Consider the following 21,352-nt stretch of genomic DNA (forward strand, 5'->3'; position numbering starts at 1 on the left):
AAGACGATCTAAGAGCCCGCGCGGAATGAACTGCCGGGCTCGCGGCGTCCTGGCGGCACCTCGCGGCCAGGACGCCGCTCCCTGATCCGGCGCCCATTCCGCGTGGGCTCTAAAGCGGCCCATCTGGAAGATCCTCCGGCCGTACGAGCGTCAGGTCCTCCTTCGTCGGCGCGCGCAGCTCCGCCACCCGCTGCGCCTGCTGCTCGGTCACCCGCTGGAACACCTGCCGGGCCGCGCGGCCGTTGCCGAACCGCGCTCCGCGCGGGTACCGCTCGAAGTAGTCCAGCAGGCGGGCGAGGGTCTCGTCCGGCAGGTGGTAGTCGTGTTGCCGAGCCTGGTGCTGCACGATCCGGACGAGCTCGTCGGAGGAGTAGTCCTCGAAGGTCAGCGTGCGGGTGAACCGCGACGCGAGCCCCGGGTTGGAATCGATGAACCGCTCCATGTCCCCGGGATAGCCGGCGGCGATCACGACGACCTCGTCGCGGTGATCCTCCATCAGCTTGACCAGCGTGGCGATGGCCTCCTGCCCGAAGTCGTTGCTCTGCCCGTACGGCGCCAGGGCGTACGCCTCGTCGACGAACAGCACGCCGCCGAACGCCCGCTTGAACACGGCCTGCGTCTTCGGCGCGGTGTGCCCGACGTACTCCCCCACCAGGTCACCGCGGTCGGTCTCGACCAGGTGGCCGCTGGACAGCAGCCCCAGGGCCGCGAGGATCCGGCCGTAGAGGCGGGCGACGGTGGTCTTGCCGGTGCCCGGGTTGCCGGCGAACACCAGATGCCGGGACAGCGGCGGCGGCGAGAGCCCCACCTCCTCGCGGCGCTTGACCATCTGCATCAGCTTGGCCAGAGAGGCGACCTCCTGCTTGACGCGGCCGAGGCCGACCAGACGCTCGAGCTCGGCGAGGAGGTCGGCCAGGTCCTCCTCTCCCTCCTCGTTCGCGAGGGCGCCGCGCACGGTGGCGTTCGCGGCGCCGGGTCGGAGCACGGCGCGCTGGCTGCGCTCGGCGAGCGGCATCGCGCTGGTGGCCACGTTGCCGGTACGGCAGTCCTGGAAGACCGGCTCGGCGCCCTCCGCGACGGTGAGGTCCTCCTTCGTGTCGTGGACCAGGCAACGGCGCACGGTGGGTGTGGCGTGCGGACCGACGTACAGCGAGGGAAAGCCCGTCTCGGAGATGTCGCAGTCCTCGAGCACGCCCGCGGCGCCCTCGTTCATGTACACGCCGTTCTTCCCGCACCGGGCGATGGTCACCGACCGGACGCGCGGGCGCGCTCCCGTCCAGATCACCAGCGCGCTGCCCTCGGTGTCGCAGATCTCGACGTCCTCGATCCACGCCTCGCTGCCCTCATCGAGGAACAACCCGGCCGAGCCGGTCCCCGACACGCGGCCCCCGCGGATCAGCACACCGGTGTCGGGCCCGACCTCGACCCCGGTACGCGCCACGTCGGAGAAGTCGCAGGCGTCGAGCAGCGGCCGGTGCCGCGTGGTGATCTGTGCCCCCATCTCGACGTCGCTGATCCGGCACTCGCGCAGCACGGCGTCGGCGCCCTCCACCGAAACCCCGGCCATCCGGGCCCGCTCGATCCGGGTCCGCTCGGCGAGCAGGTCGGCGCGCTCGTCGACCCGGACGCCGTGCTCCGGCGACTCGCGGATGTGGCAGTCCTGCAACGTGGCCCGCGCGCCGCCGCCCAGGTGGACCGCCGTGAACGCCGTCCGGGCGATCTCGCACTCGCGCAGCAACACGACCGCGTCGCCCTTGCAGTGGACCCCGTTGGCCGCCGAACGCGCGAAGACCGACCGGCGGGCCCGTACGGCGGCCGAACCGGTGACGACCAGCGCCGTCCCCGTGACGTCGACCGCGCGCACGTCCTCCAGCTCCAGCCGGCACGACCCGGTCGCCATGATCGCCACCGCGTCGGTCTCGCGGACCTGACAGTCCTTCAGCCGGGCGACGGCCTCGCCGCGGATGAGGACGCCCTCGGCCTTGGTGCGGACGATCTCGCACCCCTCGAGCCGCACGCGGCGGTCGTCCAGGCCGGCCGAGGCGCCTTCGGCCTCGTCGTCCCGGTGGGCGGCGCCGGGCGCCAGCTCTGCCGCTCCCGCCGAGTCCTCCAGGCGCACCCCCTGCGCGCCGGAGTCGTGCAGCTTGCACCCCCGGAGGTAGGCGTACGCCGCCGCTCCGATGGCCAGCGCGGCCTTGCCCGACCCGCTGACCTCGCAGTCCGTGAACAGCCCGTGGGCGCCGCCGGTCAGCTGCAGGCCGGGGCCGCGCGCCCCGTCGACGACCGTTCGGACGCACTCGAGCTGGGCGAAGCCTTCGAGGCGTACGCCCGGGCCTGCCACGGACCGTACGGTGCAGTCGGCGACGATGCCCGTGCTCGTACCCGTCACGCGCACGCCCGAGTCGCCCGCGTCACGCACGGTGCAGCCGCGCAGCGTGAACGCGGCGTCGGTGAAGGTGAGGCCCCCACCGCTGATCTCGCAACGTTCGATCACCGGAACGCCGGAGCGGACCAGCACGGCCACGTCCGCCGACGCGGGCGCCTCGAGCGTGAGGTCGCGCACGGTGGCCGAGCAGCCGTGGAGGCTGAGCGCCGGCCCGTGCGGCGAGACGACGCGCACGGTTCCCGCGCCCCTGGCGGCGACGATCGTGACGTCACGGTCGACGATGAGCGCCTCGTTGTAGACGCCGGGTGGCACGGAGACCACCGCGCCGTCGGCGGCGGCCCGTACGGCGGCGCCGATCGTCCGGTGCCCGCCCCAGGCTCCGGGCGCGACGCGCTGCCACCCCGCCTTGACCCTGGACTCTCCCAGCGGTCCCTGCTGACCGGAAGGCCGCCGATCTCCCGGGCCTCCCGACCCGGGGACCGGAGGCCGGGGGCCGGTCAGGGCCGCCCGCCGATCGCCACCACGAACCCAGCGGCCGTCGCCACGAACCCACCGGCCGTCGCCACGCGGCCGCCGACCGCAGTCGCCACGAGCCCACCCATTTCTGCCACGAGCCCACCGGCCGCAGTCGCCACGAGCTCACCGATCGCCGCCACGAGCCGGCCGGCCGCGGTCGCCGCCGGGCCGCGCGTCCTGGTCGCCGCAGGCCCGCGCGTCCTGGTGGCTCTTGTCGTCACCGCGAGCACCTGGGGAAGAGGCGCCGCGGAGTCCGGCCGGCACGGCCGGAAGTACTCACGATCCGTATTCCTGGCATACCCACGCGATCAAGCTTGCCAGGCTCATCTGCCGCACGCGAGTGCCGCGATTGCACGATTCGGCATCCGGTACATCTCGCTCGATCACAATGCCGCGACCTCGCTCGATCACGATGCCGCAACGCGCACCAGCACCGTCCCGGCGGGTGAGATCATGGCTTATGGCCTACCGTGCGCAACCGTCCGGCTACCCGAGCCGGGCGAGCATGCCGGACCGGAGGACGGCGCTCCGGGCCGGTCTCGGGCTGGCCGCCCTGGGGACCGCCGGGCTCGGAGCGGCCGGCGGCTGCGCGCTGACCGGGGACTCGGGCGACTATCGGAAGGGGCCGCTGCCGATCGCGACCGGCGTCGCGGACGGGGTCTACTACCTGTACGGCCGGCGGCTCGCCGGACTGATCGACCGAGGGCTCCCGGGAGTTCGTACCTCGGTGGACGTCACCACCGGGTCCGTCGACAACCTTCAGCGGCTGCAGGACGGCCGCGACCGGCTGGCGTTCGTGGCGGCGGACGCCGCCGGCGCCACGATGTCCGGATCCGGCATGCCGCTCCGGGCGCTGGCCCGCCTGTACGACGACTACATCCACCTGGTGGTCTCGGGATCGTCGGGCTTCTGGTCGATCAACGACCTGCGCGGCCGGGTCGTCTCGGTCGGCGGGAAAGGGTCGGGCGTGGAGATCGTGGCCCAGCGGGTGCTGGCCGCCGCCGGGCCGAAGGTGCAACGACAAGTGCGGCGGGTCCACATGGGCCTGGACGACGCGACCGCCGCGCTGCACTCGGGCTTCATCGACGCGTTCTTCTGGTCCGGGGGCCTGCCCACGGCCGGGATCGCCGAGCTCGCCGGGCGCCTGCCGCTCCGCTTCATCCCGCTGGGCGGGCTGGCGCCCGAGATCCGCAGGCGCTACGGCCCGTACTACCGGGCGGCCACGATCCCCGGCGGCACCTACGTGAACGTCGACGAGGTCCAGACCCTCGCCCTGGCCAACTTCCTGGTGACCCCGCCCTCTCTCGACAACGGGCTCGCCTACCGCCTGACCGAGATCCTGATCAACGACCGGAACGCCATCGCGGCGGCCGTTCCCTCGGCCGAGCTGCTGGACGTGCGCAGCGCCGTCCAGACCGATCCCGTGCCGCTGCATCCGGGAGCAGTGCGGTACTACCAGTCCATCAAGCTCTGACGGCGGACACCGCCATGGTCACCCGCAGGCCCGCGCCCTCGGCGGCGGCCACCTCCAGCCGGCCGCCGCTCGCTTCGAGGAGCGTACGGGCGACGGAGAGCCCGAGGCCGGAGCCGTCGATGTTCTGGTGGCCGGGGCTGCGCCAGAACCGGTCGCCGATGCGGGCGAGCTCCTCGGGCGGCAGGCCGGAGCCCTCATCGGTGACGCGGATCTCGATGTCGTCACCGGCCTCGGCGACCTCGACGGTGACGGCCGATCCCTCTGGGGAGAACTTCAGCGCGTTGTCGATCACCGCGTCGAAGGCGCTGCCGACGCCGGTGGGGTCTGCGGCGCCCAGCACCGGTCCCTCCCAGCTCCGGCGCACCTCGATGGCGCGCTGGTCGGCGACGACCTGCCAGGCGGTGACACGTTCGTCGACGAGCACGGCCAGGTCGATGGTCTCCACCTCGGAGGCGCCCTCCTCGGCGAGGGCGAGTTCCAGCAGGTCGTCGAGGACACGGGTGAGGCGCTGGGCCTCGTGCCGGAGATCCTGGAGCTCCTCTTCCGACCCCGGGGGCAGGGACAGCGCCAGCCCCTCCAACCGCAGCATGACGGCGGACAGCGGGTTGCGCAGCTGGTGAGAGGCGTCGGCGACGAAGGCGCGCTGACGTTCCATCGTGGCCTCCACCTTCTGCACCATCTCGTTGAACGACCCTGTAAGACGGCGCAGCTCCGGAGGGCCGGTGGCGGCCGGCGCGCGCACGTCGAGGCGGCCGGTCGCGATCGTGTGGGTCACCGCGTCGAGCGCGCGCACGGGCCGCAGGACCCAGGTGGCCAGCAGGTGGGCGAGTGCCAGGAACAGCAGTACGGCGACCGCCTCGGCGGCGGCGAGCACCGACCAGTCGCCGGTGACGGCGGAGCGCATGCGTTCCGTGGACGACACCGTCACCACGGCTCCGATGACGTCGCCATTCCGCGTCATCGGCGCGGCCACGACGAGGGGACGGTCGTCCCAGGGCCAGATCGTGCGGAAGTCGGTGCTGTGCCGGCCCGCGAACGCCTGCCGTAGCCCGGCCGCGACGTCGGCCGTCTCATTGCCGGGATAGCCGGGCGTGCTGACCCAGGTCGAGCGCTGCCGGTCGACCACCGCCGCCGGCACGCCGTACAGCTGGCGGTAGCGCGTGAGCTCGGAGCCGACGTCCGAGGAGGACGCGCCGATGGGCGCGCCTACGGCGATCGCCGCGAATCGCGTCGTGTCCTCAAGGCGGTCCTGGAACAGCGCCTCCTGGTGTTGTCGGACGATGCTCGTCGCCAGCGGGACGCCGAGCGCCAGCAGGCTGCAGATGACGAGAGTGTTGAGGACGAGAATCAGACGGGCGCGCACGGTCGGATCAGGGTATCGGGGGTTTCGAGTGCGGGCCCCCGGCCGACGGCCGCCGCGGGTCCCCGGTCGGTGGGTTCATCGGGCCCTTGGCGGATGGCTGCCGCGGGGCGCCGGTCGATGGTTTCGTCAGGCGCGGGCTCCCGGCCGACGGCGGCTGCGGGTCCCCGGCCGACGGCCCCGGCGGGCGCGGGCTCCCGGCCGATGGTCCGTTCGCCTGCGGAGTCCCCGCGGACGGGCCCGGCGCCTGGGGAGCGTCGGACGGGCCCGTGGCCGGCGAGCCCCCCGCCGACGGGCCGCCGTCCGAAGTGACGCGGTAGCCCACTCCCCGAACGGTCTGGATGGCACCGGGCACCCTCAGCTTCGCGCGCAGCGAGGCGACGTGAACCTCCAGCGTCCGTTGGTTGCCCTGCCAGCTCGTCCGCCACACCTCGCTGATCAGCTGCTCGCGGGGGCAGACGACGCCGGGCCGGCGGGCGAGGACCGCGAGCAGGTCGAACTCCTTGCGGGTCAGGTTCGCGGGCACCCCGTCGACGCTGACGACCCGGCGGAGCCGGTCCAGGTGGATGCGCCCGGCGATGAGGGCGTCGGCGGGCGGCTCGGCGGGCCGGGCGCCGTCGTGGCGCGCGGTGCGGCGGCTGACGACGTGGATCCGCGCGATCAGTTCGCCGACGTCGTACGGCTTGACGACGTAGTCGTCCGCGCCGAGGTGAAGGCCGTGGATCCGGGAACGCACGTCGCTCCGCGCGGTGACCATGATGATGGGGACGTCGCGGACGGCGCGGATGCGACCGCACAGTTCGAACCCGTCGCGGTCGGGCAGGCCGAGGTCCAGCAGGATGACGTCCGGATCGCTCTCGAGTCGCTCGAGGGCCTCCCCCGCCGTCCGGGCGGGCTCGACCTCGAAACCGTGCCGCCGGAGCACCGAGCACAGTGCGGCGGCGACGCGCACGTCATCCTCCACGACGAGCAGCCGCATCCACCGCTCCTTCCTGTCCGACGCCACCGACGCCACGTACCGGGATCGTCCAATCGCTCACCGTACCGGTCCCGCACAACCGGCCCGTCCGAAACCCGCACCGCCGGCCCCGCCGGACCCGCACCGTGAGCGGCCTCGCACCGCCGGCCCTTCGGGGCCCGCAGGGTGAACCGGTCCGGGCCCTCCCGCCGAGGGGACGGGGGGGACGGGAGAGCCTGGACCGGAGTTTCGGTCAGCCCACCGGGGCCAGGTCGGGCTGTGCGGCCGCCGCCTCGCCCGCGACCTCGCGTGACGGTCCCGCCCAGCCGCTGCGGACCCCCCAGGCGTAGAAGGCCAGCGACGTGACGGCGACGACCCCCATGTCCACGCCGTACGGGATCAGGTCGTGGCCGCCGAACTTCGCGCTGCCCAGCGCGGACAGCAGCACCATCCAGGCCAGGTAGACGACGAGCCAGATGCCGGCCTTCAGGTGCGGCGCCCAGCCGGCGAACCGCTGCCGCCAGCCGTAGAACAGGTAGATCGGCAGGCCGAGGGCCATGATCCCGATCACCTCACCGGTCAGCGGCCACTTCGACCAGTAGAGGAGCAGGGAGGCGAACATGAACCCGGCCGGAGCGACGATCTTCAGCGCCGGTGCCGGGGCGGGCCGCTTCAGGTCCGGACAGGTCCGGCGCAGCACCATCGCCGACACCGGCCCGGTCACGTACGAGATGACGGTCGCGACCGAGATGACCTCGGCGAGCGAGCCCCAGCCCCGGAACGTGAACAGGAAGACGAAGGAGACGGCCAGGTTGAACCACATCGCCGGCTGCGGGATCCCGTACTTCGGGTGGACGCGGCCGAGGATCTTGGGGAAGTAGCCGTTCTCCTTCATGCCCTGGATCATCCGGGCGGTGGAGGCGGTGTAGGTCATGCCCGTGCCGGACGGGGACACGAACGCGTCGGCGTAGAGCGTGACGGCCAGCCAGTTGAGGTTCCACGCGATCGCCAGGTCGGCGAACGGCGAGTTCAAGTCGATGCCGGACCAGCCGTGCCCGAGCAGGTGACCGGGGACCGCGCCGAGGAACGCCGTCTGCAGGCCCACGTATACGAGCGCCGCGATGACCAGGGCGCCGATCAGCGCGATCGGCACCGAACGGCCGGGGTTGCGCGCCTCACCGGCGAGGTTGATCGGGCTCTGGAAGCCGTTGAAGGCGAACACCACGCCGGAGGTCGCGATCGCGCTGAGCACCGCCGCCCAGCCGTAAGGGGCGAAGCCGCCGTGGTGCGTGAAGTTCGAGCCGTGGAAGCCGGAGGCGATCAGCCCGATGACCGTGAGCGCGGGGACGAGGAACTTGACGATCATGATGAAGTTGTTCGCCATCGCGTACAACTTCACTGTCCAGTAATTGAGTAGGAAGTAGACGATGACGAGGACGGCGGCGAGCGCCAGCCCCATCGGGTGGAGTTCCTTCCCGTCGTACAGGCCCTTCGCCCAGTGCCACTTCCACGAGCTCATGTACTGGATCGAGGCCTCGGCCTCGATGGGGATGACCGAGACGATCGCGATCCAGTTCGACCAGCCGCCCATAAAGCCGACGAGCGAGCCGTGGGAGTACTGCGCGTACCGGACCATGCCGCCGGACTTGGGGAACAGCGAACCGAGCTCCATGTACGAGAGCGCGATGAGGATCATGATGCCGGCGCCGATGATCCAGGCGAAGAGGGCCGCCGGCCCGGCGACCTTGGCGGCCTTCCAGGATCCGAACAGCCAGCCGGATCCGATGATCGAGCTGAGCCCGACCATGAGGAGTGAGAACGTCCCGAGTCGCCGCCGGTAGTCACCGGCCGACGCGGACCCAGACGGGGGTGACGCGTTCGCCATGGATCACTCCACTTCGTTGCGCGCTTTCGCGGGGGAAGAAGGCCTGTCTCGCAAGATTTGGTCGAGGATCCCCCCGCCCGGGGACCAGGCCCAAGACGTTTGAGCGAGATCTGAGGTTCCAGCCGGGACGTATCGGACACTTCGGAATTTTTGACGGCATCGGCTTGTAGCGTCCGCGGTCATGTCGGATGCGACGCAGGCTTACGCCTACCTCCACCGCTCCTCGCTGACCGACGGGCGGCTCGGCCTGGAGACCTCCGGCGGCACCGCGCTCGCCGGCCCGGCGGCCCATCCCCGCTTCTTCTCCGGCTTCCTGACCGACCCGGCTCCCGCCGCCACCGGTCTGCTCGCGGTCGCGAAGGTGCTGCTCGCCCTCGGCGTCGAGGTCACCGGCGTCGTGCGGCCGCAGGAGGGGATTCCCGCGCTCAAGGCCGTCGCCGAACGCGGCGGTTCCAGCCGCCTCGTCGCGGAGGCGCGACGCCTGACGAACGTCCTCCCGGGACACGGACCTACGAAAGGGATGATGGTGTCGTGCTGATTCGCATCGAGGCGTCACAGCTGCCCGGACGGGAGTGCGGACAAGCTCCCGGTTTTCCCGGCTATCGCAACATCCACGTCGGCGTGCAGCGGCGTGACCGCCCCGCTGAGCTCCTCGACCTGCACCCTGGCGACGCCGCCTCCGCGACATGGGAGCTGGAGGTCACCGCCGCCACCGCGACCGAGACGGGGTGGGATCTGCGCGGCCCCTACGTCCAGGGGCGTCCGGCCGGCCGGTTCGTCTACCTGTCGTGGGGCACCGTGAACGACGGCGGGCAGTTCGAAATGTTCCGGCGGGCGAAGCTGTGGTTCGACGCCATCGGCCCGGACGTCCTGGAGGCGGCGGCGCGCAGCGGGCTGTTGGTGGCCCGGTTGGGGTTGACCGACGCGCGCGGCCATCCGTTGTGCGCGTCGGTCCGGCCTCCGCTGATCGAGTGGTCCGCCGGCTCCTGAACTCCCAGCGGCCACGATGCCGTGGACGGCCGGGTCCGTACCTGAGGCGCGCCGTTCCAGCCGGTCGTGACCGAGTGGTCAGCAGCCGATGCGCGAGGAGCCGACCGCCACGTCGTCGAACCAGAGGGTGTCCCGCGCGCCGCCGTAGCTCTCCCAGCCGAGGCGCAGGTCGGTGGGGTGCGGGCGCCAGTTGGCCCGGCTCAGCCACTGGCGGTCGACGTCGGGGGTCGGGGTGCCGTCGAGGTGGAGGCCCGCCACCTCGGTGCCGTTGAGCCAGGTGCTCATGGTGCCGTTCGTCCCGTTGATGGCGAACTCCAGGCAGGACCACTGGTTCACGGGCAGCGGCACGCTCATCGCGACTCCGGCCGGGCTCTGCTCGGGCAGTGTCGCGTCGTCGGACTCGCGGTTCCACTGCAGCGCCTGGTTCTGGCCGCCGAGCCGAAGGTGCTTGCCGCCGTCGGCCGCGTCGGTGAGGGTGGTGAAGGCGACGTGGCCGGCCGGCAGCGGCTGCGTATGCCGGACGTAGTAGCGCACGTAGATCACCGATCCGGCCGCGGCCACGCCCGTCGTGTTGACGGCGAACGCGTGGTCGCAGTAGCTGCCGCCGCCGTCGACGCGGATCGACGTGCTGCCCGTGTGGGCCTGCGTGTGGTCGACAGCCACGGTGCCGGTGCCCTGGCAGTCCGGGTACGACGGCTGCCAGTCTCCGGACGGCGTCGTGCCGGTCTGGCCCTCGAAGCCGTCACAGAACGCCGCCTGCGGGCATGACGTCGGCGTCGTAGGCGGTGTAGGCGTCGGTGTGGGAGTGCCGTCGCCGTCGCAGCGCGCACCGTTCAGCGCGAAGTCTCCCGGGACCGCGTTCTGGGTGCCGAAGGTCGCCTGGAACCCGAACGTCGTCGACCCGCCGGTCCCGAGTGTGCCGTTGTAACCGCTGTCGCGGGCGGTGACGGCCTGCCCGGACTGCGTGACCTGGGCGTTCCAGGCCGAGGTGACCTTCTGGTCCCCGGCGAACGTCCAGGTCAGCGTCCAGCTCGTGACGGGCGCGGCGTTGTTGGTGACCGTGACCTGCGCGGTGAAGCCGCCGGTCCACTGGTTGAGGGAGTAGGCCACCGCGCAGGGCGGCGCGGCGGACGCCGACCGGGCTCCCGGCACGCCGAATGCGAGCGACACCACGAGGAGCACGGCCCCGATCACCGCGGGGATCACCCCGTACGGCCACGAGAGACTCCGGAACGTCGTGGGGCGGGGGTTCGCAGGGCCGGTCATTGGCACTCCTCACCGGGGCGGCGCGTACGCACCAGAGTGCGAGCACCTCACCGCCCCGGCAAGGATCTTCCACGTTCTTTCACGACGAGCCGGAAACGGCTCAGCGAGTGGGCTTCCAGCCGTGCAGGCGCATCAGGACGGCGGCCACGTGGGCGAAACGCTCCCCTTCGAGGATCGCGCCCTCCCGCCGGATGTCGTCCTCGTCGAGCTCGAACACGCGGTCCAGCCGCACGTACGACTCGCGGCCGTCACGGTCCCACGTTCCCGAGCCGAGCTCCAGCCAGTCCGGGTCGTCAGCGTGGTCGCGGCTGGACAGCATCATCGCGAGCAGCCGGCGTCCGTGACGCCCGACGACCAGCAGCGGCCGATCCTTCCCGCGCGCCGGGTCCTCCTCGTAGGGCACCCACGCCCAGACGATCTCGCCGGGGTCCGCGAGCCCGTCCAGGTCCGGGGAGTACTCCAGAGTCGCGGCCCGCTCGGGGGTGTAGATCTCCTGCACCGCTCCGCGGGCCGGCCGCGGGTCTTCACCGTGATCAAGCATCTGGGCAGCCTATCCGGCATGGTCCGGCGCCGTTCCCTCGGCCGGAGGGCACTCCGGACGGTGACCCAGGCGGAGGCCGGCGATGATCTGGGCGACGTACGTGTCGTCCGGAGGCGCCTCACCGAGCAGCGTCTTCGTGAAGACGTGGTTGAGGCAGGCGCCGAGAAGGAGGTGGGCGGCCGCCGTGCAGTCGACGTCCGGCGCGATCCGCCCGAGCTCGCGCTCCGCGGTGAGGTAGCGCGCGACGCCCTCGTACGCCGCCTGGGGACCCAGGTCATGGGTCTGGAAGACCTGCCGGAGCCGCACCAGCTGGTCCGGGTTGGCGAAGACCGACACCTTCGCGGCCAGGATCGCCGTGTAGAAGCCGATGGTCGCCTGCGCGGCGGGAGCCAGGTTGTCGGCGACGTCGCCTTCGCCGACCCGCGAGCCCAGGTCCTTCATGACGCGCGCGTAGACGGGCAGCCGGTCCTGCAGGAGGGCCAGGTAGAGGGTCACCGCGGATTGGTCGGACGGGTCGGCGGTCACCCGGCCGGTGGCCGGGTCGCCGCGCATGATGTCGGCGGCCGCTCCGAGCACCTGATGCCGTACGGCGTCGCCGAGACCGCCCGTCGCCGAGGCCCACGCCGATTGATCATCGGATTCCATGACGAACAAGGATCTTGTGGAGAACCGGCCCCGTCAACGCGAACGTTCCAAGGAGTCAGTAGCCAACGGTGAACCGGGCGCGATGGTGCCGGGGCCGCTCGGCCTCGTCGACCAAGGCCACCGCGAGATCCTCCACGGAGATCCGGGACTCCCCCTGCGCGCCGACCAGGAGCTCGTCCGTGCCGAGCCGGTACGCGCCGGTGCGCTCGCCCGGCTCCAGGAAGGCCGGCGGGCTCACGTACGCCCAGTCGACATCCGTCTCGGCGCGGCAGACCTCGAGCTGGCCGGCGCAGGCGAGGGCGATGTCCCGCCATGCGGGCGGGAAGTCCGGGTCCTCGACGACGGTGCGGCCACCGGTGCCGGGCACGGTCAGGGTCGCGGCGCCGCCGACGACCAGCAGCCGGACATCGGTCCCGGCCAGCCCGGCCAGCAGCGCCTTGGTGCCGGTGACGAGCTCGTGCTCCTGGCCGGGAGCGGGGCGGGTGGCGCTGATGACGACGTCCTGGCCGGTGGCGAGCGCCGCGACGTCGTCGGCGTTCCGGGCGTCCCCGGTACGGGGGTACGCGGCGGCGGGCAGTTCGCCGAACCGGGCCCGGCTCCGTACGACTGCGGTGACCTCGTGGCCGCGGGACAGCGCCTCGGCCACGACCCGGGCGCCGACGCCGCCCGCGGCTCCGAACACGGTGATGCGCATCGTCATGTACTCCTTCGCGTGGTGACGGGGGTGGGGATGGTCGTGGTCTCCAAGCGCCGCCTGGCGGGGGTCTGGCCGGCCAGCGTGCCGCCGAGGGCGAGGGCCATGCCCACCACCTGCAGCGGGGCCAGGGCCTGGCCGAGGGCCGCCCAGCCGATGACGGCCGCGGACAGCGGACTGAGCAGGGCGAGGAAGGACACCGAGGTGGCGGGGAGCCGGGAGATGCCGCGGAACCACAGCCAGTACGCCGTGGCCGTGCCGACCACTCCGAGGTAGAGGTAGCCGCCGACGGCGCGCCCGTCGAGGGCGGGCGGCGGGCCCTCGATGAGGAGGGCGACGGGCACGAGCAGCAGCCCGCCGGCGGTGAGCTGCCAGGCGGTGAGGGTGAGCGGCCCCACCCCTTCGGGACGGCCCCAGCGCTTGGTGAGCACCGTGCCCGCCGACATCGACGCGGCCCCGGCCAGCCCGGCGAGCACTCCCACCACGTCGAGCCGCGCGTCGGCGCGCAGGACGACGAGGCCCACTCCCGCGAGCCCCGTCAGGGCGGCCAGCAGCTTGCGCGCGGCCGGCCGCTCGGCGAGCAGCAGGGCCGCGAAGCCGAGGGCGAAGAGCGGGCCCCCGGCGCCGAGCACCGCCGCGACGCCGCCGGGCAGCCGGTAGGCGGCCAGGAAGAGCAGGGGGAAGAACGCGCCGATGTTCAGCAGACCCAGCACCGTCGCTCGCCAGAGCCACGCCCCGCGCGGGAGGACGCGGGTGACGGCGAGCAGTGCCAGGCCGGCGGGCAGGGCCCGCATCGTCGCGGTGAACAGCGGGCGGCCGGGCGGCAGGAACTCGGTGGTGACCGCGTAGGTCGACCCCCAGGTGAGGGGGGTGAGCGCGGTGAGGGCCAGGTCGCGGACGTTCGGCAGGGAGACGCCGCGCCGCGCCGTGAGGGCGGCCATGGGATAACTCCTTATTAAGAATCTCAACGTTGAAATATCAGCACGACGGTATGCTCAACGTCAAGTAGATGAACGTTGAGATTGTTCGCGTTGAGAGGTGTGCTCGATGAGCGATGCGGTGGACCGGATCCTCGCCCAGTGGCGGAGCGAGCGCCCCGACGTCGACGTGTGGCCCATGGGGGTCATCGGCCGGATCACCCGGCTGTCACGGGTCCTGGACCGGGAGCTGAAGGAGTTCTTCGCCGGTCACGGCCTCGAACACTGGGAGTTCGACGTCCTGGCCACCCTCCGCCGCTCCGGCCCCCCGTACACGCTGACGGCGGGGGCCCTCAACCGGGCCGCCATGGTGACCTCCGGCGCGATCACCAACCGGATCGACCGGCTCTCCGCCCGGGGGCTGGTCGAGCGGGTCCCGGACGAGGAGGATCGGCGGTCCGTACGGGTCCGGCTGACCGACCGCGGCCGGACCTTGGTCGACGAGGTCGTCGGCCTCCACGTCGCGAACGAGGTCCGCCTGCTCGGCGCGCTGGCCCCGGACGACCGGGACCGGCTGGCGGGCCTGCTCCGCGGCCTGCTCGAGTCCCTGGGCGACACTTCCATCGATTAGGACACGTCCGGAAATCGCACACGTCCGGAAACTCCGGACGCTACGGTAAAGCTCCGGTAAATCGACACCCGGCCGTCGTGGCGCGCCGATCGAGCGTCACGGCCGGCCTGGACGACGTTTCCGTTCTCAGGGGGATCAGTGAGAGTCATCCGCAGGAGCGCCTCGGCCGTCGCCCTCGCCGGGGTCCTCACGGCCGGGCTGTCCGGCTGCTTCGGCGACGACGAGAGCGGCGGGTCCAAGGCGCAGGGCGGCTCCGGCACGACGGCGTCCAAGGGCGGCGTGACGGTCGCGAAGGCCGACAAGCCGATCGCGCAGGCGACGTTCCCCTCCCCGATCGCGGCGGGGGCCACCGTCGACCTCGCGATCCTCGGCCTGAAGGTCGACGGCAGACTCGCCGATCTCACGATCTCGATGACCCCGCACGTGCGCTCCGCCGGGTCCACGCAGCGGGTGACGCCCTACCTCCTCAACGGCGGCACCTCGCTCGGCGTCTTCCTCATCGACACCGAGAACCTCAAGCGCTACCTGGTGGTCAAGGACAGCTCCGGCAAGGACCTGCAGACGGACTACGTCACGACGAACCTCGCCAACGACCAGCCGGGCCAGCTGAGCTTCACGTTCGCCGCGCCGCCGAAGGGCGTGGACCGGATCGACGTGCAGATCGGCAACTGGCCGACCTTCCACAACGTGCCGATCGAGCGGTGACCGGGATGCGTTCACTCCTGGTCGGCGCGGCGCTCGCGCCGGCCTTGCTGTTCCTGCCCGGGGCGGCGAGCGCCGGCGACGTCCCCGACGCGAACCTCCGGCAGTCCGTCCAGTCCATCGCCGTGGCGGACGGCGTACGCGACATCGACCTCGGGCACTCGGTGATCCCGCTGGAGGAGAAGGAGACGTCCGGCGGGCAGATCACCGTGCGGATCGCCGCGGACGTCCTCTTCGACTTCGGCAAGGCCACGCTGACCGACGTCGCGCGGCGCCGGATCGCCGCGATCGCGAAACAGATCCACGGGCCGACGCGGGTCGCCGGGTTCACCGACGCCATCGGCTCCCCCGCGCACAACCGCACGCTCTCGACGCAGCGGGCCGAGGCGGTGCGCGCCGAGCTCGCCCGACAGCTCAAGGTGACGATCACGGCGGTCGGCTATGGCGAGGCGCGTCCGGTCGCGCCGAACCGGACGCCGGACGGCAAGGACGACCCCGTCGGCCGCGCCAAGAATCGTCGCGTGGAGATCTCCTATAAGCAGTAGCTCAGGTGGTGTCGAAGCAGCCGTCGAACTCCCACAGCGGGTTGGTGACGGTCGCGCCGTCCGCTGCGACGATCATCTGCTGGCCGTTCAGGTCCGCCGGGCCGTCGCCGTCCGCGGCGTAGCAGCCGTTCGTCTGGACGTGCAGCTGGTACGACGCGGTCGCCGGAACGGCCGGTCCGGCGTTGAACCAGGTCACCGTGCAGGTCCAGTCGTTGCCCGCGCCCTGGTCCGGGGTGGACGGCCCGCCCTTGGCGCAGGACGCCTTCGCGCGCATCGACGCCGCCGTGACCGTACGGCCCCGCAGCGACTGCTGGAGCACGTAGAGGTTGGCGAACGTCGGCGCGACGGCGGTGTTCAGCCGGTCGGCGGTGATGCCGGACGATCCACAGCCGGTGGTCGCCAGTAGGACGGCCGCGAGCGCGGCGGTCGCTCCCCATCGCATGGTCTCAGCCCTCGGTGATGTCACGGCGGCGCAGCAGCGCGTGCGCGCCGACGACGCAGACGACGAAGTAGACGGCGCTGACGGCGACGCCCTGTGCCAACGGCCCGGCGAACGACGGCTCGGTGAACAGGCCGTGCCAGGCCCCGAACGCCGTGGTGGGCAGCAGCATCCGGACGACCTCCGGAGCGTTGACCAGCGATGCCAGCTGCAATGCCAGGCCGACGACGACCGGGCCGCCGATGCCGACCGCGCTGTTCCGGCTCGCGACCGACAGCAGCAGCCCGAAGGCCGTGAACGCCAGGACGGGCGGCAGCACCGTCGCCCAGGCGGTCAGCACCAGGGCCGTGCAGTGGCCCGGCTGCAGGAGCGTCCCGGACAGCCCGATCAGCGGCTGCCGGCCGACCAGCAGCACCCCCGCGGCCAGGCTCGACAGCGCCACGAGCACGGTCATCGCCACCGAGTACGTCATGGCGGCGAGCGCCTTGCCGGTGAAGACCTGCGAGCGGCTCCGGGACCGGGTCAGGATGGTCTTCCAGGTCCCGTACCGGTCCTCGCAGGAGAAGATGTCACCCGCGACGACACCGGTGAGGGCCGGGAGCGCCCACTGGCCGGCGAAGCCGAGCACGACGAGCGGGATCGCGAAGCCGGAGTCGTGCACCCAGCGGCCGAACAGGGTGTCCTGCGGGGTGTTGCTCTGGACGTTCAGCGCCGACACGAACAGGAACGGGGCCAGCAGGCACACGATCGCCGTGGCCTGGACCTTCACCTGCCGGACGAGCTTGGCCAGCTCGCACCGGTAGACGACCCACGACCCACCGCGCGCCGCCGTAAGGGGCTCGGGGGGCGCCGCGACCGCCGTCATCGGACCGCCTCTTGGGGTGCCGCGACCATCGTCATCGGGTCGCCCCCTGGGGGACGCCGGCGGCCGGGTCGGCCGCCTCGTCGGGTTCGTCCTCGGTGAGCGCGAAGAACAGCGCCTCGAGCGGGGAGGACTCCAGGTCGAGGCGGCGTACGGCGACGTCGGCCCGGCCGAGCGCGATGACGTATCGGTCGAGGTTGTCGCGCTGGGCGTGGACGAGCAGTTCGTCGCCCGCGCCGGCGGCGGCGATCCCCGGCGTGTCCCGGGCGATCTCCAGCGCCCGCTCGTCGTCGCTCGTCGCGAGCCGGAACGCCGGGTCCGGGGCGCGCCGGCGGAGGATGCCCATCGACCCGTCGAAGACCACCTCGCCCCTTCGCATGATCGTCACGTTGTCGCACAGCTCCTCGACCTCGGCCATGTCGTGACTGCTCAGCAGCACGGTGACCCCGTCGGAGGCGAGCCTGGCTACGAGGGCGCGCATGTCGCGCATCCCGGCCGGGTCCAGGCCGCTCGCCGGCTCGTCGAGGATCAGCAGGCGGGGGTCGCGCAGCAGCGCCGCCGCGATGCCGAGCCGCTGGCGCATGCCGACCGAGTAGCCGCCGACCTTCGCGCCGGCCCGGTCGCGCAGGTCGACGAGGTCGAGGGCGTCGTCGATCCGGCTCGCGGCGGAGCCGCCGTCGAGCTCGGCCAGCAGCGCCAGATTGCGGCGGCCGGAAAGGTAGGGATAAAAACGCGGGCTCTCGACGAATCCGGCGACTCCGTCGAGCATGCGCGCGCCGAACTCGTCCCGGGGGCGGCCGAGGATGCGAATGGTGCCCGCGTCGGGCCGTACCAGGCCCATGAGCATGGTGAGCAGCGTCGTCTTTCCGGCGCCATTGGGCCCGAGCATTCCATGGACCCGGCCGGGGCCGACCACAAGGTCGACCCCGGCGACGGCCACCGTCTCCTCGAAGCGCTTGGTCAGGCCGAGCACCTCGATCGCCGGTGAGAAGGAGTGATCCATCGTGTTATTGAAACCTGTCAGTTCGCCTTGTGGGGTGCCTGAGCGCGGCTTGACGGAATGTCATTGTCCACGCTTCCCGTCACCGTCGTCTGCGGGAACTTCTTGAGCACCTCTTCCGGAGTCATGACCTTCGAGTCACCCGGGTACGGCCGCTTCCAGCCCGTAGTGGCGTACCAGGTGAGCCGGTTGAACGGGGCGAACGCCAGCTGGTCCTCGGACTTGAAGTTCTGCTTCTCCGACCAGGCGAGCCAGGCCTTCTGCATCGGGTCCGTGGCCTGCGCAGCCGTCCCGTTCATCGTGTCGAGCGGGATCTGGTTCGGCAGCGCGGTGTACGGGGTGAAGTCGGGCCGGTCGGTGAACGCCCCGTACATCGGCTCGGCCGCCATGTCGAGCTGGTTCATCGGCGGGAGGCCGAGGATCTGCTCGATCGTGCGGACGACGTTGAGCTGGCTGTAGTAGGTGTGGTCGACCGCGCCGCGCTTGGCGTACGGGCTGGCGATCAGCGTGACGTTGCGGTGTCCGTCGACGTGGTCGATGCCGTTCTGGGAGTCGTCCTCGACGACGAAGACCGCGCTGTCCTTCCAGTACTTCGAGTGCGAGATCGCGTCGATGATGCGGCCCGTCGCCAGGTCGTTGTCGGCGACCATCGCCGACGGCGTCGGGTAGCCCTTGTTCAGACCGTTGGTGTGGTCGTCCATCACCCACAGCATGTTGAGCGCGGGCAGCTTCCCGTTCTTCTCGTACTGCTGCAGATCCCGCGTGAACAGGTCCGCGCGGTACTGGTCGGGGATGTTCGTCTGGAAGTTCGGGAAGTCACGCGACAGGACCTTGTCGAGTGACGGCACGTCGGCCGTGGTCTGGCAGTAGCCGGTCGGCACGTGCGGCGTGCCCGTCGCCCTGCCCTCGAGGATCTGCGAGTCCTTGTACCAGTCCGCCCACGTGCCGGGGCAGACCGCTCCGCCGGGGGCGTTCCAGAACTCGGCGTACTCGCCCCAGACGTGGGCGGTCAGGCCGTGCGCCTGCGCGTTGTCCCACAGGAACCCGGACTTGGGGTAGACCATCGCGTCCGGCTGGCCGTAGTCGCGGATGTAGTTGGCGTAGGACCGCTCGAGGTAGTCATTGACGAAGCCCGCGTCCAGCCAGGTGTGGCCGACGGCGGAGTTGGTGCCGTCGGAGTACAGGTTGTCGATCAGCGGGAACTGCTGGGCGAGGGCGTGGATGTTCGGCGTGGTCTTCTGCCCGAACTGCGCGAACGCAGGGTTGCCGTTGCCGCGCGGGTCGTCCCCGAGGACCTGGTCGTACGTCCGGTTCTCCTTCACGATCATGAACACGTGCTTGATCTTCGACGGGTCGCCGACGCGGAGCGGGAGAGCGGTCGGCCGGGTGCGCCGGGAACCCTTCTGGTTCCGGGCCCGCAGGCCGAGCCACTGGTTGTTCCGGAAGACCTGGGCGGTGTACTTGGCGATCTGCGCCCGCGTCGGCCGGTCGACGAGACCGATCGTGCCGACGTCGGCGTACACCTGGCGGCCGGTCGCGGGCGTCGTGCCCGGGCCCTCGCTGATGGTCCCGTCCTTGCCGAGCGCCCCGACGCCCGCCTGGTTCGCCACGACGAGCTTGTTCAGGGTGGCGTTCCAGTGGAGCGTGCCCGGGTACCAGGCCGTCGGGATCAGCCCGTCGAAGGCGACCGGCCGGCGCGCGCCGCGGTACTCGTACACCGCGAGGGCGTTGTTCCGGCCGAGGCTGACGACGAGGTGCGACGGGTCGATGAACTCCAGCGCGTTGGGCGAGCTGCCGAACGGCTGCCCGGGCAGCGGGTTGACGTTGAGCGTCTGAGTCACCCGCTTGGCGGCCGTGTCGATGACGGACACCGTGTCGTCGCCGGAGTTGGTGACGAGCACCTCGGTGCCGTGCGCGAGCAGGCTGCTCGGGTCCAGGCCCAGCCGGTACGTCTTGACGACCTCGTTCGTGGCGAGGTCGACCTCGGAGACGGTGCCGGTGCTCGCCCGGCCGTCGACCTCGTCGGCGACCACCGGCGAGTCGTAGCTGAGGTTGGTGAAGTCGCCGTCGACCGGCTTACGGCCGCCCTCGTTGCTGACGAACGCGTGGTTCCCGACGACGACCACGTCCCGGGGCGCGACACCGACGGACGTCTGGGCGGTCAGCGTACTCGTGGCGGGGTCGAGTACGCCGAGCCGGTCCCATCCGTCCAGCACGACCAGGATGTGGCTGCCGTCCGGAGTCCAGGCCAGGTCCGTCGGCAGGGGCTGTGCCGCGGCACCGGTGGCGTCCTTCGGAACATTGGCGTCGGCCGGGAGCTTGATGACGCTCGGGCTGCTCAGCGTGCCGTCGGCGGCGACGGCGAACTTCAGGACGTCGCCGCCCTGCGCGGCGTAGAGGGTGTTGCCGTCCTTGGAATAGAGCAGGCCGCCGACGCCGACGTTGCCGCTGCCGGTGCCCTTCGGCGGGGTGTACTGCTGCAGGACCTTCTGGCCGGCCAGGTCGACGACCGTGAACAGGCCCGCACCGGACTTGGTCAGGTCGACGGCGGTCTTGCCGTCCGGGCGTACGGCCAGGTCCATCGGGCGGCCGGACTGTTCGATGCTGACGCCCGCTGGGGTGACGTATTGGTTGTCGGGGTTGAGTACGGATCCGTCAGCTTGCCGTCCGACCAAATGGTCGGCCAGCGGTTTGTTCTGATTGGTCACGCCTGCGGCGAATGCCGCCGTGGACGTGACCAGGGCCATGGCAATGCCGAGTACCGGCATTGACAGGAGCCGTCGGGCCATGGATTCCTCCTGACGCATGACCCGCCGGGCGACGGGTCAACCCGCCGGAGAAATCTAGACCGATGATCGCCACTGCGCCTCCCCCCTGGGGTGCAGAACATCCAAACCACGCTGGCCGAAATAGGCCTTTAAATCCGGTTTTAAAATGATCACCAGATGTCCGCGCGTCACCGCCCGTTCATCCACTCGTCTACTTCCGCTGGAAGACGTCCTCGATTCCGCCGTCCCACGCGACGGTGAGGATCCTGCCCCCGGCACCGAGCGTCGCGTGGCCCGTGGTCCGGTCACGAGCGCCGTTCGCGCACGTCAACGCGATGCGCATCGCCGCGTCGACCGTCCCGGTGCAGAAGTACGGGGCGTTCAGCGCCGCCGCGCCACGGAAGAGGTAGAGGGCCACCCGGGCGTTGCCGGTCCCGGTGACCCACGTGCCGTCGGCCGCGGACTTCCGCTCCGCTCCCGGGTGAACGCCGTTGATCGCCGGGGCGGATCCGGCGACCGGCGCACGCCCCGCCGGGACGGCTCCGGTTCCCGGCGTACGGCCCGGGCCGGTGGCTCGGGCGGACGGGGGAACGGCCGTCGGCGTCGCGTCGTGCCCGGAGCCGCCGCAGCCCGCCGCCGTCACGGCGAGTGCCGTCACGGCCAGGGCGTGCCGTCCTCGCATCCTGTCCTCCCCCTGCTCGGTTCCGTGTTTCCGGCGATGAGCCGTACGACCGGCCAGCCGGGCGTCCCGACGGTCCCCCTGGCCGAGGGGT

General features: G+C 71.7%; 21 protein-coding genes. 6 read left to right on the top strand and 15 right to left on the bottom strand.

Annotated elements, in window-relative coordinates:
• Positions 1–109: 109 nt before the first annotated feature.
• Both AB0I04_RS39005 and AB0I04_RS39010 read right to left on the bottom strand, forming a co-directional pair.
• A complete protein-coding gene (locus AB0I04_RS39005) occupies positions 110–2,698 on the bottom strand; it encodes a right-handed parallel beta-helix repeat-containing protein (RefSeq protein WP_360896740.1) in 2,589 nt (862 codons plus the stop codon).
• Between the two features lie 185 nt (positions 2,699–2,883).
• Entirely contained in the window at positions 2,884–3,123 is a 240-nt protein-coding gene (locus tag AB0I04_RS39010) for a hypothetical protein (protein WP_360896743.1), read from the bottom strand.
• A 224-nt stretch (positions 3,124–3,347) separates the two neighbouring features.
• Between AB0I04_RS39010 and AB0I04_RS39015 the strand changes: the two genes are divergently transcribed.
• Positions 3,348–4,376 (top strand): TAXI family TRAP transporter solute-binding subunit, encoded by a 1,029-nt coding sequence (locus AB0I04_RS39015; protein WP_360896746.1) that lies wholly within the window; start codon positions 3,348–3,350, stop codon positions 4,374–4,376.
• Here the strand turns inward: AB0I04_RS39015 and AB0I04_RS39020 are convergent.
• From AB0I04_RS39020 to AB0I04_RS39030, 3 genes are all read right to left on the bottom strand, one after another.
• Positions 4,366–5,739, bottom strand: a complete 1,374-nt coding sequence (locus tag AB0I04_RS39020; protein WP_360896748.1) for a HAMP domain-containing sensor histidine kinase — start codon at positions 5,737–5,739, stop codon at positions 4,366–4,368. The genes AB0I04_RS39015 and AB0I04_RS39020 overlap by 11 nt on opposite strands.
• A gap of 7 nt (positions 5,740–5,746) precedes the next feature.
• A complete protein-coding gene (locus AB0I04_RS39025) occupies positions 5,747–6,715 on the bottom strand; it encodes a response regulator (protein WP_360896751.1) in 969 nt (322 codons plus the stop codon).
• Between the two features lie 232 nt (positions 6,716–6,947).
• Positions 6,948–8,579, bottom strand: coding sequence for an APC family permease (locus AB0I04_RS39030; protein ID WP_360896754.1), 1,632 nt, complete (start codon positions 8,577–8,579; stop codon positions 6,948–6,950).
• A 181-nt stretch (positions 8,580–8,760) separates the two neighbouring features.
• On the opposite strand from AB0I04_RS39030, the gene AB0I04_RS39035 reads away from it, so the two are divergent.
• Together AB0I04_RS39035 and AB0I04_RS39040 are read left to right on the top strand one after the other, a co-directional pair.
• Positions 8,761–9,117, top strand: coding sequence for a hypothetical protein (locus tag AB0I04_RS39035; protein ID WP_360896757.1), 357 nt, complete (start codon positions 8,761–8,763; stop codon positions 9,115–9,117).
• The gene (locus AB0I04_RS39040; RefSeq protein WP_360896761.1) at positions 9,111–9,569 is read left to right on the top strand and encodes a DUF5990 family protein; all 459 of its coding nucleotides are present in this window, start codon (positions 9,111–9,113) and stop codon (positions 9,567–9,569) included. Before AB0I04_RS39035 ends, AB0I04_RS39040 begins: the two co-directional genes overlap by 7 nt.
• A gap of 78 nt (positions 9,570–9,647) precedes the next feature.
• Here AB0I04_RS39040 and AB0I04_RS39045 read toward each other — a convergent pair whose 3' ends face one another.
• The 5 genes from AB0I04_RS39045 to AB0I04_RS39065 form a co-directional block, all read right to left on the bottom strand.
• Positions 9,648–10,835 carry a cellulose binding domain-containing protein gene (locus AB0I04_RS39045; protein WP_360896764.1) on the bottom strand — a complete coding sequence of 396 codons (1,188 nt, stop codon included), beginning with the start codon at positions 10,833–10,835 and terminating at the stop codon, positions 9,648–9,650.
• A gap of 100 nt (positions 10,836–10,935) precedes the next feature.
• Complete coding sequence (locus AB0I04_RS39050) at positions 10,936–11,376, bottom strand: type II toxin-antitoxin system PemK/MazF family toxin (protein ID WP_360896767.1); 441 nt, start codon at positions 11,374–11,376, stop codon at positions 10,936–10,938.
• Positions 11,377–11,385: 9 nt separating this feature from the next.
• Positions 11,386–12,021 carry a TetR/AcrR family transcriptional regulator C-terminal domain-containing protein gene (locus tag AB0I04_RS39055; protein WP_360896770.1) on the bottom strand — a complete coding sequence of 212 codons (636 nt, stop codon included), beginning with the start codon at positions 12,019–12,021 and terminating at the stop codon, positions 11,386–11,388.
• A gap of 55 nt (positions 12,022–12,076) precedes the next feature.
• Positions 12,077–12,715 carry an NAD(P)H-binding protein gene (locus AB0I04_RS39060; protein ID WP_360896773.1) on the bottom strand — a complete coding sequence of 213 codons (639 nt, stop codon included), beginning with the start codon at positions 12,713–12,715 and terminating at the stop codon, positions 12,077–12,079.
• 2 nt (positions 12,716–12,717) lie between these two features.
• The gene (locus tag AB0I04_RS39065) at positions 12,718–13,656 is read right to left on the bottom strand and encodes an EamA family transporter (RefSeq protein WP_360896776.1); all 939 of its coding nucleotides are present in this window, start codon (positions 13,654–13,656) and stop codon (positions 12,718–12,720) included.
• Positions 13,657–13,762: 106 nt separating this feature from the next.
• Here AB0I04_RS39065 and AB0I04_RS39070 point away from each other — a divergent pair, with 106 nt between their 5' ends.
• From AB0I04_RS39070 to AB0I04_RS39080, 3 genes are all read left to right on the top strand, one after another.
• Positions 13,763–14,263, top strand: a complete 501-nt coding sequence (locus AB0I04_RS39070) for a MarR family transcriptional regulator (RefSeq protein WP_360896779.1) — start codon at positions 13,763–13,765, stop codon at positions 14,261–14,263.
• A gap of 138 nt (positions 14,264–14,401) precedes the next feature.
• Positions 14,402–14,968, top strand: coding sequence for a hypothetical protein (locus AB0I04_RS39075; protein ID WP_360896782.1), 567 nt, complete (start codon positions 14,402–14,404; stop codon positions 14,966–14,968).
• A gap of 5 nt (positions 14,969–14,973) precedes the next feature.
• Positions 14,974–15,510, top strand: coding sequence for an OmpA family protein (locus tag AB0I04_RS39080; RefSeq protein WP_360896785.1), 537 nt, complete (start codon positions 14,974–14,976; stop codon positions 15,508–15,510).
• A gap of 1 nt (position 15,511) precedes the next feature.
• Here the strand turns inward: AB0I04_RS39080 and AB0I04_RS39085 are convergent, their stop codons facing one another.
• The 5 genes from AB0I04_RS39085 to AB0I04_RS39105 all read right to left on the bottom strand — a co-directional run bounded on the left by AB0I04_RS39085 (position 15,512) and on the right by AB0I04_RS39105 (position 21,261).
• Positions 15,512–15,952 carry a hypothetical protein gene (locus AB0I04_RS39085; protein WP_360896788.1) on the bottom strand — a complete coding sequence of 147 codons (441 nt, stop codon included), beginning with the start codon at positions 15,950–15,952 and terminating at the stop codon, positions 15,512–15,514.
• A gap of 4 nt (positions 15,953–15,956) precedes the next feature.
• A complete protein-coding gene (locus AB0I04_RS39090) occupies positions 15,957–16,814 on the bottom strand; it encodes an ABC transporter permease (RefSeq protein WP_360896791.1) in 858 nt (285 codons plus the stop codon).
• 31 nt (positions 16,815–16,845) lie between these two features.
• Positions 16,846–17,814 carry an ABC transporter ATP-binding protein gene (locus AB0I04_RS39095; RefSeq protein ID WP_360896794.1) on the bottom strand — a complete coding sequence of 323 codons (969 nt, stop codon included), beginning with the start codon at positions 17,812–17,814 and terminating at the stop codon, positions 16,846–16,848.
• A gap of 17 nt (positions 17,815–17,831) precedes the next feature.
• Positions 17,832–20,600 (bottom strand): alkaline phosphatase family protein, encoded by a 2,769-nt coding sequence (locus AB0I04_RS39100; RefSeq protein WP_360896797.1) that lies wholly within the window; start codon positions 20,598–20,600, stop codon positions 17,832–17,834.
• 190 nt (positions 20,601–20,790) lie between these two features.
• Positions 20,791–21,261, bottom strand: coding sequence for a hypothetical protein (locus AB0I04_RS39105; RefSeq protein ID WP_360896800.1), 471 nt, complete (start codon positions 21,259–21,261; stop codon positions 20,791–20,793).
• Positions 21,262–21,352: the final 91 nt, after the last annotated feature.

This window comes from Actinoallomurus sp. NPDC050550 (assembly GCF_040655075.1).
In the GTDB taxonomy this organism is placed as follows: Bacteria; Actinomycetota; Actinomycetes; order Streptosporangiales; family Streptosporangiaceae; genus Actinoallomurus.